General features: G+C 36.9%; 20 protein-coding genes and 1 pseudogene. 6 read left to right on the forward strand and 15 right to left on the reverse strand.

What is annotated here, in order from left to right; genetic code table 11:
- Positions 1 to 114 precede the first annotated feature (114 nt).
- Positions 115 to 1,026: a hypothetical protein gene (locus tag BUB56_RS08585; protein ID WP_110940909.1), complete on the forward strand. Its 912-nt coding sequence runs from the start codon at positions 115 to 117 to the stop codon at positions 1,024 to 1,026.
- A gap of 48 nt (positions 1,027 to 1,074) precedes the next feature.
- On the opposite strand, the gene BUB56_RS08590 is transcribed toward BUB56_RS08585, so the two are convergent.
- The 10 genes from BUB56_RS08590 to BUB56_RS08630 all read right to left on the reverse strand — a co-directional run bounded on the left by BUB56_RS08590 (position 1,075) and on the right by BUB56_RS08630 (position 8,542).
- Complete coding sequence (locus BUB56_RS08590) at positions 1,075 to 1,338, reverse strand: hypothetical protein (RefSeq protein ID WP_110940910.1); 264 nt, start codon at positions 1,336 to 1,338, stop codon at positions 1,075 to 1,077.
- A gap of 14 nt (positions 1,339 to 1,352) precedes the next feature.
- Positions 1,353 to 2,615 (reverse strand): DNA polymerase Y family protein, encoded by a 1,263-nt coding sequence (locus BUB56_RS08595; protein ID WP_110940911.1) that lies wholly within the window; start codon positions 2,613 to 2,615, stop codon positions 1,353 to 1,355.
- Positions 2,616 to 2,911: 296 nt separating this feature from the next.
- Positions 2,912 to 3,100: a DUF6954 family protein gene (locus tag BUB56_RS08600; protein WP_110940912.1), complete on the reverse strand. Its 189-nt coding sequence runs from the start codon at positions 3,098 to 3,100 to the stop codon at positions 2,912 to 2,914.
- 47 nt (positions 3,101 to 3,147) lie between these two features.
- Complete coding sequence (locus BUB56_RS19875; RefSeq protein ID WP_242946262.1) at positions 3,148 to 3,294, reverse strand: hypothetical protein; 147 nt, start codon at positions 3,292 to 3,294, stop codon at positions 3,148 to 3,150.
- A 44-nt stretch (positions 3,295 to 3,338) separates the two neighbouring features.
- The gene (locus tag BUB56_RS08605) at positions 3,339 to 3,911 is read right to left on the reverse strand and encodes an MBL fold metallo-hydrolase (protein WP_242946263.1); all 573 of its coding nucleotides are present in this window, start codon (positions 3,909 to 3,911) and stop codon (positions 3,339 to 3,341) included.
- Between the two features lie 108 nt (positions 3,912 to 4,019).
- Positions 4,020 to 4,721 carry a B3/B4 domain-containing protein gene (locus BUB56_RS08610; RefSeq protein WP_110940913.1) on the reverse strand — a complete coding sequence of 234 codons (702 nt, stop codon included), beginning with the start codon at positions 4,719 to 4,721 and terminating at the stop codon, positions 4,020 to 4,022.
- A 142-nt stretch (positions 4,722 to 4,863) separates the two neighbouring features.
- Positions 4,864 to 5,547 (reverse strand): sporulation protein YunB, encoded by a 684-nt coding sequence (gene yunB / locus BUB56_RS08615; protein ID WP_110940914.1) that lies wholly within the window; start codon positions 5,545 to 5,547, stop codon positions 4,864 to 4,866.
- A 511-nt stretch (positions 5,548 to 6,058) separates the two neighbouring features.
- The gene (locus tag BUB56_RS08620) at positions 6,059 to 6,856 is read right to left on the reverse strand and encodes a gluconate 5-dehydrogenase (protein WP_110940915.1); all 798 of its coding nucleotides are present in this window, start codon (positions 6,854 to 6,856) and stop codon (positions 6,059 to 6,061) included.
- Between the two features lie 13 nt (positions 6,857 to 6,869).
- Positions 6,870 to 7,712 carry a 5-dehydro-4-deoxy-D-glucuronate isomerase gene (gene kduI / locus BUB56_RS08625; protein ID WP_110940916.1) on the reverse strand — a complete coding sequence of 281 codons (843 nt, stop codon included), beginning with the start codon at positions 7,710 to 7,712 and terminating at the stop codon, positions 6,870 to 6,872.
- 482 nt (positions 7,713 to 8,194) lie between these two features.
- Positions 8,195 to 8,542 (reverse strand): cupin domain-containing protein, encoded by a 348-nt coding sequence (locus BUB56_RS08630; protein ID WP_110940917.1) that lies wholly within the window; start codon positions 8,540 to 8,542, stop codon positions 8,195 to 8,197.
- 463 nt (positions 8,543 to 9,005) lie between these two features.
- Between BUB56_RS08630 and BUB56_RS08635 the strand changes: the two genes are divergently transcribed.
- The 4 genes from BUB56_RS08635 to BUB56_RS08645 all read left to right on the forward strand — a co-directional run bounded on the left by BUB56_RS08635 (position 9,006) and on the right by BUB56_RS08645 (position 11,613).
- Positions 9,006 to 10,085 carry a substrate-binding domain-containing protein gene (locus tag BUB56_RS08635; protein ID WP_110940918.1) on the forward strand — a complete coding sequence of 360 codons (1,080 nt, stop codon included), beginning with the start codon at positions 9,006 to 9,008 and terminating at the stop codon, positions 10,083 to 10,085.
- A 450-nt stretch (positions 10,086 to 10,535) separates the two neighbouring features.
- Entirely contained in the window at positions 10,536 to 10,757 is a 222-nt protein-coding gene (locus BUB56_RS08640; RefSeq protein ID WP_242946264.1) for a hypothetical protein, read from the forward strand.
- Positions 10,758 to 11,105: 348 nt separating this feature from the next.
- A complete protein-coding gene (locus tag BUB56_RS20105; protein ID WP_278319474.1) occupies positions 11,106 to 11,231 on the forward strand; it encodes a hypothetical protein in 126 nt (41 codons plus the stop codon).
- A gap of 133 nt (positions 11,232 to 11,364) precedes the next feature.
- Positions 11,365 to 11,613, forward strand: a complete 249-nt coding sequence (locus BUB56_RS08645) for a hypothetical protein (protein WP_110940919.1) — start codon at positions 11,365 to 11,367, stop codon at positions 11,611 to 11,613.
- Between the two features lie 100 nt (positions 11,614 to 11,713).
- Here BUB56_RS08645 and BUB56_RS08650 read toward each other — a convergent pair whose 3' ends face one another.
- A complete protein-coding gene (locus tag BUB56_RS08650) occupies positions 11,714 to 12,322 on the reverse strand; it encodes a DJ-1/PfpI family protein (protein ID WP_110940920.1) in 609 nt (202 codons plus the stop codon).
- A gap of 255 nt (positions 12,323 to 12,577) precedes the next feature.
- On the opposite strand from BUB56_RS08650, the gene BUB56_RS08655 reads away from it, so the two are divergent.
- A complete protein-coding gene (locus tag BUB56_RS08655) occupies positions 12,578 to 12,799 on the forward strand; it encodes a hypothetical protein (RefSeq protein ID WP_207650417.1) in 222 nt (73 codons plus the stop codon).
- A 130-nt stretch (positions 12,800 to 12,929) separates the two neighbouring features.
- On the opposite strand, the gene BUB56_RS19375 is transcribed toward BUB56_RS08655, so the two are convergent.
- The 4 genes and pseudogenes from BUB56_RS19375 to BUB56_RS08675 all read right to left on the reverse strand — a co-directional run.
- Positions 12,930 to 13,223 (reverse strand): hypothetical protein, encoded by a 294-nt coding sequence (locus tag BUB56_RS19375; RefSeq protein ID WP_190014337.1) that lies wholly within the window; start codon positions 13,221 to 13,223, stop codon positions 12,930 to 12,932.
- 14 nt (positions 13,224 to 13,237) lie between these two features.
- Positions 13,238 to 13,789 carry a GNAT family N-acetyltransferase gene (locus BUB56_RS08665; protein ID WP_110940921.1) on the reverse strand — a complete coding sequence of 184 codons (552 nt, stop codon included), beginning with the start codon at positions 13,787 to 13,789 and terminating at the stop codon, positions 13,238 to 13,240.
- 44 nt (positions 13,790 to 13,833) lie between these two features.
- On the reverse strand, positions 13,834 to 14,202 hold the full coding sequence (locus BUB56_RS08670; RefSeq protein ID WP_110940922.1) for a GNAT family N-acetyltransferase: 369 nt from the start codon (positions 14,200 to 14,202) through the stop codon (positions 13,834 to 13,836).
- Positions 14,203 to 14,211: 9 nt separating this feature from the next.
- A pseudogene (locus BUB56_RS08675) lies at positions 14,212 to 14,511 on the reverse strand (N-acetyltransferase family protein); the annotation flags it as partial.
- Positions 14,512 to 14,560 lie beyond the last annotated feature (49 nt).

The raw sequence follows: 14,560 nt of genomic DNA on the forward strand, positions 1-14,560 counted from the left end.
AGTTATTCCATACTTATTTTTGGGAAAAGCAGTCACACATCTATTCTTCCAAAATATATTGGTATTGGAAATGGACATCTATAGACTTTATGAAAATATAGAGGAGGAAACTTTATGACAAGGCCTAATCAATCCCCACAGCTTGATCTCACCCTGCCCAGACAATGTTGTACGGCAGAAACGGGATGTACCTTCGATGGTTCTCTTAGAAACGTGGTTGCGGAACCTATTTATGTGCAAAAGGTATATGATGCTGCACTGTTTAACCTACAAGGATTAAGAAGTATTAAAAACCAGCCCTTCACTCCTGCTCTTGGTGCTGGAACAAGGATTATAAGAATACTAGATATACGCTGCCATAAATTCTTTAATCCTAAAAATATTAACGATCCCCGCAACCTTGTAGCCGATCCCCAGACAATGCTCTCAGGAGCAGACTTTGTTCGAGACAGTGCAGGCAAGCCCATCACTGTAGTCGGCCCTGATGGAACATTATCAGAAAATGTTATCTTTGCGAATACAGAAGAATGTGACGAAGTCGGTAAAGGAACACCGATCTTCGGAACCCAGAATATTAAAATTTCTGGGAATGTAATTGTAGAAATTGATGCAGTTGTGTCCGATCATTGCAAGTGTGAAAAAACTGTTACCCTATCAGCCAATGCACCAATTGCTCCCCCTACTGCGCCTTTAGTTCTTACAAACTTCTTTGAGCTATGTCTGCCATCTGTATTCGATACCGCCTTCCTGCCACGATTTACTGAATTTTGCAATATTGACTGTGAAGTAAGGTTAGCAACAAACAGCATTACCCGTGATATCAGCATTTGTCCTACTACTGGAGCCGTAACCGTCGATCTCATCATCGCATTGTGCGTAACCTGCGAGAAAAAGATCGTTGTTCCCGTACAACTTTGTGTACTCTCTACAGGATTCCCAGTGCTTGCAGCAGATGTCTCACCAATCTGTACGACATTCCCGCAGCTCTTCCCTGATCAGATTGATGGAACAAAACCTCCATGCTAAAAATATTAAAATATAAAAATGGATTTAGGCATATGTCTAAATCCATTTTTATATTTTAAACAACATCCATTGGCAGGTATCTAATTCATATTTTAGCTGATACAGCCGCTGCATATCTCCGATAGTACTTTCACAGGTAAATACCCACATTTTATTCCCTGCAAGCTTTTCCAGTTCTTTTGCAATTACCCGATCTACCTTTACTACTACCCAGGATTCATCACTTTTTTGTATTCGAAATTTTATAGGTACTATGACCCCTTCCTGATAGAATATGGCCGATACATCAATGGGCTTTCGAACTACTTTCATTGCATCACATCCTCTTACAGTATACTTGACATGGGTGGAAAGTCATCCTGTCCTACACCACCTGAAAGCGGCTTGATATCTGAGTATAAAAAACTTGCCCGCATTACAGATTTAGTCCCATACTTTAACCGAATGCGATCTATGGTCTGGTCCAATGCTCTTGTTTTTTCTAAATCTGCTTCATCAAATAAAGAATGTTGAAAAAACTCATTTGAACAAAAATCTGATACCCGAACGCCTAGATGTCGGATTTTTTCCCCTTGCCATACCTCATCAAAAATCTCCCGCACTGTTTGATAAATCCTGCCCGTAGCATCGGTAGCTGCAAGTAATTTTCTCTGATGTGAATAGGTATAAAAATCACTGTTTTTAATACTGATAGCTACTAATCTACAGCAGTATCCTGCATCTCTTAGCCGCATAGCTACAGTCTCTGTAAGGGACAAGAGGATTTTATGGGCTGTTTTGCGGTCCTCTACATCGAAGGCAATGGTGGTGGAGTTGCCTATTCCTTTCATTTCAATGGCATTCCCCCCCCTAACAGCAGAATCCTCTATGCCGTTGGCATACTGCCAAATCATTATTCCATGACTTTTTAATCGATGGCGAATATGTACCGGATCATAATTAGCTAAATCTCCAATTGTAAATATTCTCATCTTGTGGAGCTTGGGAACAGTAGCACGTCCTACCATAAAAAGTTCCTCTACTGGCAGCGGCCACATTTTTTTAGGGATTTCCCAAGGAAAAAGAGTATGTACCTGATCGGGCTTTTTAAAGTCAGAAGCCATCTTAGCCAAAAGTTTGTTGGTAGAAATTCCTATGTTTACTGTAAAACCTAGCTCTCGATAAATATGATTCTTAATCCTTCGTGCAGCAGCTTCAGGCTCTCCAAAGTGCGGCTCCATGCCTGTATAATCCAGAAAACATTCATCAGCGGAAAACCGCTGAACAATTGGTGAATATTCTTTCAGAATTTCTACCATTGCATTGCTGCAGCGTACATAAAGTCCATAGGACGGAGAGACAATTTTTAAATGGGGACATTTTTCTAGTGCAGCATATAGAGTTTCCCCCGTTTGAATCTTGTAATGCTTTGCCGGAATAGACTTTGCCAATACTATTCCTCTTCTGCTTTTAGGATCCCCTCCCACAACAGAGGGAATGGTTCTCAAATCTAAAGTCTCTCCCTGCTGCAACCGATAAACAGCTTCCCATGATAAAAATGCAGAGTTAACATCTATGTGGAAAATGATACGTTTTGTATTCTTCTTCAAGCTTCCACCACCATCCCCCAACTTATATTTTTCAACTAATCCTGTATTATTTTATGAGCTTTGATTTAATTATATACGAACACTTGTTCGATTGTAAAGGTATTTTTCATAATAAAAATAAAGTGAAAGACTAAATTCAATCCTATGGACGTTACTCTTACACGTCTCTTTCAGTATAATAAAGGTGCAGATGATTGCCTGCCTATGCTAAAAGAAATGTTAATATGTTTCATAAAAACAAACAAACTCAATAGGTCGTTACCAGCCTGTTGAGTTTATTCACTAAATCACTTTATTTATTTCCTATTTTTATTTCTCCACCACCGAAAAATCCCTAACAACAGCGTATATCCTAATAACACTGCAATCAGCGTCAAGGCCCTTTCTTCTACAGCACCATCTGCCAGCAGTACAGGCCCCATTCCAAAGAAGGTTAATAGTAAAAATCCTACAGCAAAAATAACATATATAAGGAATTTTTTCATCCTTGGCCTCCCCTCTCTATCTCTATCATATCATATTTTTGTAATTATTACTCATATTCAAGGGCCAGACCTACACCTACCTCTTTTAGATTTGAGATCCGGCACAAAGCTATCTTAGAATAGATGTCTGTACAATGACAAGCATGAAGGCTGGGTAGTTCCTGCTTCTGGATATACTGAAGTGTCCCTGCCATTTGCTTTTCCTCTGGATTCAATAAGTGTAGCCCTACAATAATATCTATAATGCGGTCATCTCTGCAGATTTTTTTGCATAGGCCATGATATTACAAATCCCGGCATGAGAACATCCTGTGATGATCACCAGCCCTTCTGTCGATCGATAAACCAATGCAGAATCATCCAATAAAAAATCCTCTTCTTCTACCGAATCCTGTCTAAGAATTTTTCCGTTCGGTTTTTGAGCTTCAAAATCATTGGTACGTTCTATTTCTCCTAAGAACAGGAGGTTTTCTCTCAACCATATAGGTTCCTTACTCAGAGAAAGATTAAAATGCTTTGCTAGTTTCCCCTGAGAAAGCAAAGAACCGATTTCTATGTAGTCTTTAACACTTCTTGTCATATATACAAAAGGGTGAGCAACGATTCTTGGTTTTTTACAATTTCTCCCTTCTACAGCAGCCTCTATGTAATGCTGAATCAGCGGTACCAATCCCCATGTATGATCCATATGTCCATGAGAAAGGACGATAGCATCTAGGTCTAGGAGAGAAATTCCCATCTTCTGCGCATTTCGAATGAAAGCATGGGAATAACCGGTATCAAATAAAATCTTGCACCCTTTTCTCCTCAATCAGGTAGGCTGCACCCGGCTCTCCATAAAAGTATCGGTCAATAAAGGGGTTATTATCTAGCAAAAACCGTTAGCTTCATTGGTCCTCCTTCAGTTATTCACTCTATTCTATAGACATGCCTCACGCATTTCATTATTTAAAAACCGGATTTTTTGTTCTCCCCCCAGATGTTCCTGGATCAGTTTTGCCAGAGAGGTTACAGCTTCTTTAAATAAGGCTTCTCTGCTGCCATCTATACACTCTATTACAAGAATAGCTTCCCTCGTATTCTCTGTGAGTTTTGTTCGATCTGCCTCCCGCCAATTCCAACAACGACATATGCCTCCTGCATCATCCCTATAGATGATTTCTCCTGGATTTGGCGGATCATTTTCTGTTTGTCCCAAGGGAACAAACAGTTCATCTCCAGAAGCTGCTGTCAGCCTCATATCACCTTGGACCGACTCTAAATCTTCCCCTCCGCAGGGCAATAGATATTGAAGAGAAATAATATTATAAATATCTACCAGTGGATTAATGGAGCCAATGCTTTTTCCGTTATAAACTCTTCGAATTAAGGCCTCGATAGAGGATCTATTTTGCTTCGGTGCCCTAAAGTTTTTGTATGCTTCCCTCCATACTGCAATGGCGGGGTGCTTTGCCAACTCTATATCTCCGATCTGCTTTAAGGCCTCCTGACCTGCTTTCTCAATTAACGGCTCATAGTTTACGGCATTTTTATGGTTATTTATGTCCCGGGCAATGATGATACCGATTTGAGCCTTGGGAAACAACTTCCAAAAATCATCCTCAACAATAAATTTCCTCATTCCTTATCTCTCCCTCCCAGTTTTTATCCAATATAAAAACACTTATTCCACTTTATTCTACCTATATTATATCACTTTATTTTTTCATTATATCGCATTTCCTATTCTTTCGTGAAAGTAGCTGTCATTTTAGAAATGACAGCTACTCAGAAGATGGTTTTGGCATAATATTTAACATCTGATTTTCTGGTACAAAGATATAGCTTTGAGGCACCTTCCCAACAATGACAGTCTCTGCAATAGGGACTGAGGTTTCTACAGAAGTAGTATTGGATGAAAAAGGTACAATGATTCTTACTTGTGTGTTTACCACCAGATAGATTTTATGTCTTGTCTGATTTATACCCGATTGCTCAAACTGAGTTTTAAAGTCTACATTTACCATACCTATGGGGGTAACCTTAATATCAATTTTAGGCCCATATTGTGCAAGCAATTGGCTGCCAAATACGTTTCCTAAGGGCACTTTAACAGAGGACGCCTGGATCTGTTTGATATTGTCTTGAACAGTCAATGCAACCTCTGATGCTAGGCGGTTCATCATTACAGTATTGGCTTGCATCAATGTTACGTTGCCTTCTGTATCTGTGCGGATAAAGATTAGATCCTGGTATTTTATATCGTCAGATACCTTTGAGTTAACAGACTCATTAATGGCTCTTGTTGCAATCTCCCGCGCTTTTACCTCAGCGATCGCAAGAACCGACGGCTTTACCTTTCTGTCCACAAGGAGGAAGCTGTAGATCAGGAATAGAAATATACCTATAATTGCTACAAATGCTTTGAGGTTTCCTTTTTTCCTGGGTCGTCTATATTTCCTTCGCATCAAAAAACCACCCCCTTTATCTATTTTATGACTTGAGGGGTGATTTTGTGATTGATTGGTATAAAAGTTTTTTCAATATACACTGTCAAAATCACCCCTTTTATCATTTTATTGAGGAGTGATTTTGTATTTAGTGCGTATAAAAATTTTTTAAAACAACGGTAAGGGTATATACTTTTAATGTATACACATATTAAGATGATATAGAATGGTTTACTTCTCATAATATATTGTCTTGTTAAATACAAGTCATAGGCGTCAACGTAATCCAATTATTTCCAAATAAACCTTAGAAGCATGTCATTCTGAGCGTTAGCGAAGAATCTTATAGAACATAAGCAAGATTACTTTTGATTATCAGAATATATCATCTAGCTTAAAGATCCTTCGACTCCGTTTTACTCCGCTCAGGATGACAAATTATGGGTTAAGTTGACGCCTATGAAATACAAGTAAAAATATAGGACAGACAACTATTCTATTCAATTAAGTTTTTATTTGATTTGAAAAATTATTGTGGTTGCTTGCCGATATATGCCAATATGCCACCGTCAACATATAGAATATGTCCATTTACAAAATTAGAAGCGTCCGATGCTAAGAATACAGCCGGACCTGTTAAATCGTCGGGTTCACCCCAACGTGCCGCCGGTGTTTTTGCAATGATAAAGCTGTCAAATGGGTGACGGCTTCCATCAGGCTGTCTCTCTCTCAAAGGAGCTGTCTGAGGGGTTGCTATGTATCCAGGCCCTATACCATTGCATTGTATATTATGCCCACCATACTCACTTGCAATATTTTTTGTAAGCATTTTAAGACCACCCTTAGCTGCTGCATAAGCAGATACCGTTTCTCTTCCTAGCTCACTCATCATGGAGCAGATATTTATAATCTTCCCATGCCCCTTTTTGATCATGGATGGAATGACCGCCTTTGCACATATAAATGGTGCATTTAGATCTACATCAATTACCTGTCTAAATTCTGCTGCACTCATTTCGCACATTGGTATTCTCTTAATAATTCCAGCATTATTTACCAAAATATCAATGATTCCTACTTCCTTCTCTATTTGTGCAACCATTGCATTTACTGCATTTTCATCGGTAACATCGCAGACATACCCTTTAGCATCTATGCCAGCTTCTTTGTATGCTGCAACGCCCTTGTTTACAAAATCTTCTTTAATATCGTTAAACACAATTGTTGCTCCTGCCTTTGCAAGGCCACTTGCAATTGCAAAACCTATTCCATAGGATGCACCTGTTACCAGTGCAATCTTTCCTTCCAAAGAAAATAATTTTTCCACTTAATCCACTCTCCTATCGAAGCTCTTTCGTCGGTATTGTATCCATATCATCAAAAGCTTGGTTTTCTCCACCCATAGCCCAGATAAATGCATAGTTTGATGTTCCTGCACCGGCATGTATGCTCCAGCTTGGACTAATTACTGCTTGCTCATTATTCATGACAATATGACGCGTTTCGTTTCCTTCACCCATCATATGAAATACTACATTATTCTTAGGTATCTCAAAATACATATAAACTTCCATGCGGCGCTCATGTGTATGTACCGGCATGGTGTTCCACACACAGCCCGGCTCCAATACGGTCATACCCATTAGAAGCTGGCAGGTTTTCAGGACATCAGGATGGATAAACTGATTAATTATACGCTTGTTTGATGTTTCTAGTGCTCCTAATGCTTTTTTAGCTGCTTCCTCTATTTTGATCAGCTTTGTTTCATAACTGCAATGGGCTGGCGCACTTACCATGTAAAATTTCGCAGGCGTATTTCCATCATCTGAAGAAAAATGCACTTCCTTTGCCCCTCTTGTTATGTAAAGACAATCTTTATATCCTAAAGAGTATACTGTTCCATCAACAATAATCTTGCCATTACTACCAATATTAAATATACCTATTTCACGTCTTTCCAGAAAATAACTTGTTCCAAAGTTCGCCCAAACATCCATTCCTTTATCCAAAGCAACTTTCTCATTGACAGGCATACATCCTAGAGTTACCATTCTATCCACATGACTGTATACTGCTACCACTTCATCTGCTTTATATAAATCTGTAATCAAAAACTCATCTCTTATCTCTTGTGTGGTATATCTCTTAAAATCTTTTTGATTGGCTGAATATCTGATTTCCATATAATATCTCTCCTATCAAGTTATCCTTTTTATAATTATTATTTATTGACCTACCAAATACCAGTACTTACCAATGCCAAAGCAAGAAAATTATTAACTGTAAAAATATTTTCCTTTAATATCATTGCTGAAAAAGCAGTACCAAAGAATGGAGTCAGCAGGGGAAATATAGAAATTTTATCTGCAGAGTTGTTTCTAAAATACCTTGCCCCCACAATTTAAAATAATCCATCTTTGATGATATAATGAACTTCTTTTCACTGACTATTGTCAACAATAAGACGATTAGTCCTGCCAATAAAAACCTAATACCGGCAAATAAGCATTTAGTTATACTATCTGTGCTGGATATTTAAAAAAATTTATAAACGATTTTAGTCGCTGGCGTAGCACTTCCCCACAGCGCTGTACAAACCATTGCAATGATAACAGTGGCAAATGTATTATTGAATACTCTCTTTGTTATAATAATTTGGCTCATGTTATTTTACAAAATCTGTACGCATTGGTACGAAAATATCCAGCAATATTCCTTTTTTGATACATTTACATCCATGTGTCACACCATCTTGTTTCAGCATTGCATCGCCTTTTTTAACAATCTTGGTCTCACCTGAAATTGTAAATTCAAACTCTCCATCTACCACATATGTGATTTGTGTATTTGGATGAGTATGAAGAGCACCTATATCTCCTTCATCAAAATAGTGTTCCACACACATTACCTTCTCACAATATGCCAGTACCTTTCTTTGTACACCGCTGTCAAGCTGCTCCCCGATAACTTCGTCATTGAAAACCCATACCTTATTTTCTAAATTATGATTCATAATTTCTCCTTTACTGTACAATGTATTAATTTTTACGGCTCCAATTCTATTTAGTGCTTGGTTGAAAAAATATCGTATCACTATATGATAAAAAAATAATTATGACCAGGGAAACCAACATTGTAACTGTGATCATTACTATAATCCTGTTGATACCATCCTTTTTTCATATTTTTTCAATCGCATACCTCCTTATAGTAAACGTTTACTTAATTATAGCTATAGTATTAAGGATTGTCAATTTCCTTAGGGTGTTAATTCTATTTTTGCACAATCATACATTTTTCATGTTTATTGCTGACTTATGTTATGTCTTTTAATACATTTGACCATATCTTTGTCATTGCTTTTAAGTTAATCGTTTGCGTAAATATTTGCTTTACTTCGTTGACACAACTTGGAATTCACTGTATCATTGTAATATATTTTGCAATTTGTATAGTTAAACAAGGAGCTATATGATATGTATCAAAAGGTGACAATGAAAGATATTGCCAATGACTTAGGGGTTAGCATTACTACCGTGCACCGTGCCTTACAGGGCAAAGAGGGTGTCAGTGAAGAAATTGCGCTAAAAATCAAACAGTTAGCCTCAGAGAAGGGATATAAAACCAATTATATGGCATCTTCTTTAAAACGAAAGGATTTTAAAATTGCAATTGTTCTTCCTGAACCAACAATGTACAACAGGTATTACTATTTAAACCTTTGGATTGGTGCCAGGCATTTTCTCGATCAAGTTTCAGAATTTAATATAAAATCACTGGACTTTTACTATCCTTTACAAAAGAACAGTCAAGGGGATAAGTTAAAAGAAGTATATGATCTATACTCCAATGACATAGATGGATTATTGACCATCGCTGTGGACGACAGTAACACTTCATACTTTCTGGAAAAATTTTCTCAAAAAAATGTTCCTATCGCATTAATAGGCTCTGACCTATATAAAGATTTAAGATTTTGCTGCGTAAAATGCTATGACGAGATGGTTGGTAATCTTGCTGCCGAATTACTAACTTCATTTCATCAAACCGATTTTTCCCCCAATATTATTTTGACAGGTAACCCAATCGGTGACTTGTCCATGCTGGATCAATATTACAATTTCTTAGGCTTTAAAAACTATATAGAGTCTAATTTCCCTCAGAGTAATTTAATCTACACTTACGGACACGATGTAAATCTTGTCAAAGAGCAATTACGGAACACAATCCTAAACACTAAAGATGTTTACGCCATTTACGCCCAAAGTGCGCGACATACTGTTTTAATCTGTGAATTGATTGAGGAATTGAGTTTACAGGGAAAAATCAAGTTGGTAGGAAACGACTGTTTTTCTGATAGCATAAGTTACCTGCAAAAAAACATCTTAACTGCACTCATTGACAAAAAAGTATCTACTCAAAGCTATGTAGCCACTAAAATGCTCTTTGACTTTTTGGTAAAAGGGGAATATCCTTCTAGCAATTTAACTCAAATACAACCTACAATTGTGTTAAAAAGTAACATTGAATTCTATACTCAAAATTATATTTTCTAACGTTTTTATCTCTTTTGGATGCAACTAATCTTTTCCTGCTTTTCTGTACTGTTTTATAAGACTTTCTCAGCTTAAAGCTGTCCGCTATCCCTAAGGATTAAGAGTAGTATGTATTTTGTTCCTTTCCTCCATTGTAAAAGAACACCCCTATTGTAGTTTTGATTTGACCCTACAATAGGGGTGTTCTTTTGCAATGTCCGTTTTTAGAGGTTCAGTATACTCACCCTTTAGGGTTCCTTTTTATCAAAAATCAAACAAATCACTGGCTTAACTATAAAGCACTTAGACCATAAGTACCGGAGAATGGTAACCCCCCCTCTAAATCCACATCCATTAATTTATTGTTTCTTATTTCTATAATTTGGTCACATACAGTGTACATCTCACATATTTTAAAGTAGAAAGAGGACATAAACCAAAATTCAATTACTGTTATAGGAGGTGTCAGACATGTCTGAAGCTAAGGGTTTAGGTGGTTTAATTGGTGGTTTATTCGGCTGTGGCCCTGGAGAACAATCTTCACTTCTATTCTTCTTTTTACTATTAGTTGTTCTATTCAAAGGTCCTTTAGGCGGATTATTTGGAACAGGAGATGAACTACTATTCTTCTTCCTGTTATTAGTAATCATCTTCTGCTCCCCATTTATGTTTGGTGGTAAAGGCTTCTGCTAATAAATGCACAAGGATTGGAGTTTACCTCCGATCCTATATACATAAAATTTTTTAGACTGTACTATTTTTTTAACAAAGGATAAATCAGTCATGAATGCATTACCTCCTGACAATACCTGGGAGAACTTCCTAGGTATTGTCATATGATGAACGACATGTATTGAAATAACTATATTAAAAAGTGTCCTTGAATAAAACAAATTATTAATTTTAACTACTGTATTTCTACTATATAGCACCTATTTCACTGAGTTACATATTTTGTATTGAGAAGAGAACAAGCCATATTTCAAAACATAAAGGGTGTAATTTAGTTTACACTACGCCTAGATAAAGGAGGTGAATATAATGACTGATAAGCAATGTGGAGTAGGCGGTTTCTTTGGCGGATGCGACAGCAGCCTATTATTTTTCTTCTTGCTGCTTGTAGTACTATTCTGCTTTCCTGTTTTAGGTTTTGGAGGCCGATGCTAAAATAAATAGGGAGGCTGGAAAGCTCCTGCCTCCTATACATAAAAAGTGAGATATGACACTAAAGAAATTACTTGAACATTAAAACGTCATATGCTACTTAAAATTCATATATTATAGCATGGAGGTATGGTATATGAAAACCTATAAGTTCCATTTTCGCATTGAAAAAGAAGCCGGAATGAAAAACAGCGAGGGAATCCCTTCATCGGAACCTGCGTATGTGGAAATATGCTTTGAAGCAAAAAAGAAAATGAATAACAAAGAGATAAACGAAGCAATTTTAAGGTTTAGAAAGGATCTGGCAGAGCAGTTAAAAGTAAAAGTATGGCATATCGCATCGATTAGTGAAAAAGAGTATATGAAGCATTTGAAGGAAGAGTAAAATACTAGCCGTTAGTCTGGAATAATACTATATTTTTTGGTTATCCGGTTTTAGGGTTGCGGCATTTAATAAGAATTGAGTACAATAAGTATTTTTTAATCTAATCACCATACAACTTAGAAAATGGATCATATTCGCTATTTTCGTTCCAAATATATTCAATGCCGCAGCTGATTTCTAATGCTTTTTCCTTTCCCATTAAATCTTCTATAAAACCTAATGTCATATCCATTCCAGCCGATACTCCGGAAGACGTGTATATCCTATCTTCCTTTACCCATCTGGCTTCTCTTATCCACAGTACATCCTTACCTTGCTCTGTAACCCACTTAAACGCTCTTTTATTTGTTGTTGCTCTCTTCCCATTTAATATTCCCGTTTTAGCAAGCAAGGCCGAACCTGTACATATACTAAGTATGTATTTTGACTGATCAGAAATGCGTTTAATGAGATCGATAAAATCTTTATCATGTACTTTTTCTCTTGTTCCAAGCCCACCTGGCAAAAGTAAAATTCTCTCAGCACTATTTTTATCAACATATAGATTTGTATCCACACTTACGTTTTGCGCACTTTCAACAAGTCCTCCATGGGCAGATATGAAATTCAATTTAAAAATATCAGGCAATCTCCCCAATATTTCAACAGGACCAAATGCATCCAATGTTTCAAATTTATTAAACAAAAATACATCTACTCTATATACCATATGATATCCCCCCTTGTTTTATTTTGAAAAAGCTTCTTAATTGCTTAAGGAGCTCCTTTTTCAGTATATTTTTTTACAATAGGTTTAGCCTTTCTTTCTATAAACGATCAGACAATGATCATTCATGGTCTTAAATCCATAAGCTCGAAATTATTTTTCATTCATCTTAGTAACACATGAAGCCCTACATACATATTTTAAAGTAGAAAAAGGACAAAGAACAAAACCTAATTGCTGTTATAGGAGGTGTACGATATGTCTGAAGCTAAGGGTTTAGGAGGTTTGATTGGTGGTTTATTCGGCTGTGATCCTGGAGAACGATCCTCACTGCTGTTCTTCTTTTTACTGCTAATTGTGCTATTCCAAGGACCATTAGGAGGATTATTTGGAACAGGAGATGAACTGCTATTCTTCTTCCTGTTATTAGTAATCATCTTCTGTTCCCCATTTATGTTTGGTGGCAAAGGCTTCTGGTAATTAAGGCAAAGGGATTGGAGTTTATCTCCAACCCACATACATAAATTTTTAGATGATATCACATTCTTGAAGAAAGATAACTCGGTCATTTATACAGTACTTCTTGACTAAAGTATAAAAAGCCATATGCTTACTTCTTTAAAATATAATCGATAAATCCCTGTTTGATTAATTTTCCTTCGTATATTCGCTCCAATACCCCCACTTCTTTATACAATAAATGCATATCTCCAAAGTATTTATCCGCTTCTATATGTCTAAAATATGAGTGTATCACCGGCTCATCATCCATCTGTTCATACTCATGGTCCCCCAGGCAGGGCACCTCACCATATCTAGAACAGACTTTTCCACACCCTCCTCGTTGCATATCATCAGAAATCTGTATAACGGTATTTTCCTGAAATTCTTCTGCATATTGCAATAACCCCCTTCAACTTATATTGCCAATAATACATCTTTTACGCACACTCTCCATACCATATGATCCGCATCTTCACCCCAATAATCCTTCAAATGATATTCAGGGTTGCCAAACTTGTATACCCATACCTTCTGCGCAATTTTATACCCACTATCAAGATAAAATTCTGCTATACCTTTTTTTTCTAGTTCAGCATATATTGAACTAAGCAACCTGTTGCCAACACCTTTTCTTTGATACTGCGGATGCACAAATACGGTTCCGATCTCTATTAATGCTTTTGATTCTCCATTAGTACATGAAATAATCACTTCATTTGCCGGTCCATATTCAATTGTCCCTATAATTTTTTCTTCCTGTTTTGCTATAAGAAAATATCTATCCTCACCACAGCTTTCCATATCCTGATTTAAAAAGCACCTCTTATTTTCAATCTCCTTATCTAGCGTATCTACTAAATCGGAAATTCCATTTCTTTCAAATGTATCCTTTAATACAATTTCGAAAAATTCATTAATTAATGAAACCTCTTCAGGTCTAGGCCTACTAATCATAATATCTCTCATAAGCCAGCCTCCTACTTTTCACGATTATATCCCCCTTGTTTTTCCTATATTCTTTTTTCGTCACAAGCTTTATGCTGCAAATTCTTTTCAAACTTCGTTATATAAACACCCTTTGCGATTTCCAGATCTTTTGTTTTATGATATCCATTCTTTAAATAGAGATTTTCTGCTGGTTTGTTTCCCCTACCGGTAGCTACTATGGCTTTAGTAAGCCTATTATTATCTTCCTCTATATAATGAATCAGCTTCTCAGCAATACCCCTTCTAAAATAAAGAGGATGCACTGCAACCCTATGCATATCCAGTACATCATTCTCTACCTTATATGAAATAATTCCGACCAATCTTTCTTCAATAAAATAGCCATAGAAAACTTCACTGCTTCTCTTTAAAGTATAAAAGGAAGCCCTTATTTCCCCCTTTTACTCCTTATCAAACTCACCAGCCATATCGATTAATGCTTGATCACATACCCTGTAGGTTGTCCATTCGTCCATAGGAATGGCCCCTAACTGCTTATAAAAGGCTATAGAAGGCTCATTCCAATCCAGGCACCACCATTCGAATCTGCCGCAATTTCTTTCTACGGCTAGTTTCGCCAAGAAGGATAGCATTATTTTTCCTAATCCCTTTCCTCTCATTTCCTGCTTTATGTATAAATCCTCCAGATAAAGGCCCGGCCTTCCCAAAAAAGTAGAAAAATTATGGAAGAATAACGCAAATCCTACAGGTTTGCAGAATCAGCGATTTCAGCCCGGCGAATATTTATCA

The organism is Geosporobacter subterraneus DSM 17957, assembly GCF_900142145.1.
GTDB lineage: Bacteria > Bacillota > Clostridia > Peptostreptococcales > Thermotaleaceae > Geosporobacter > Geosporobacter subterraneus.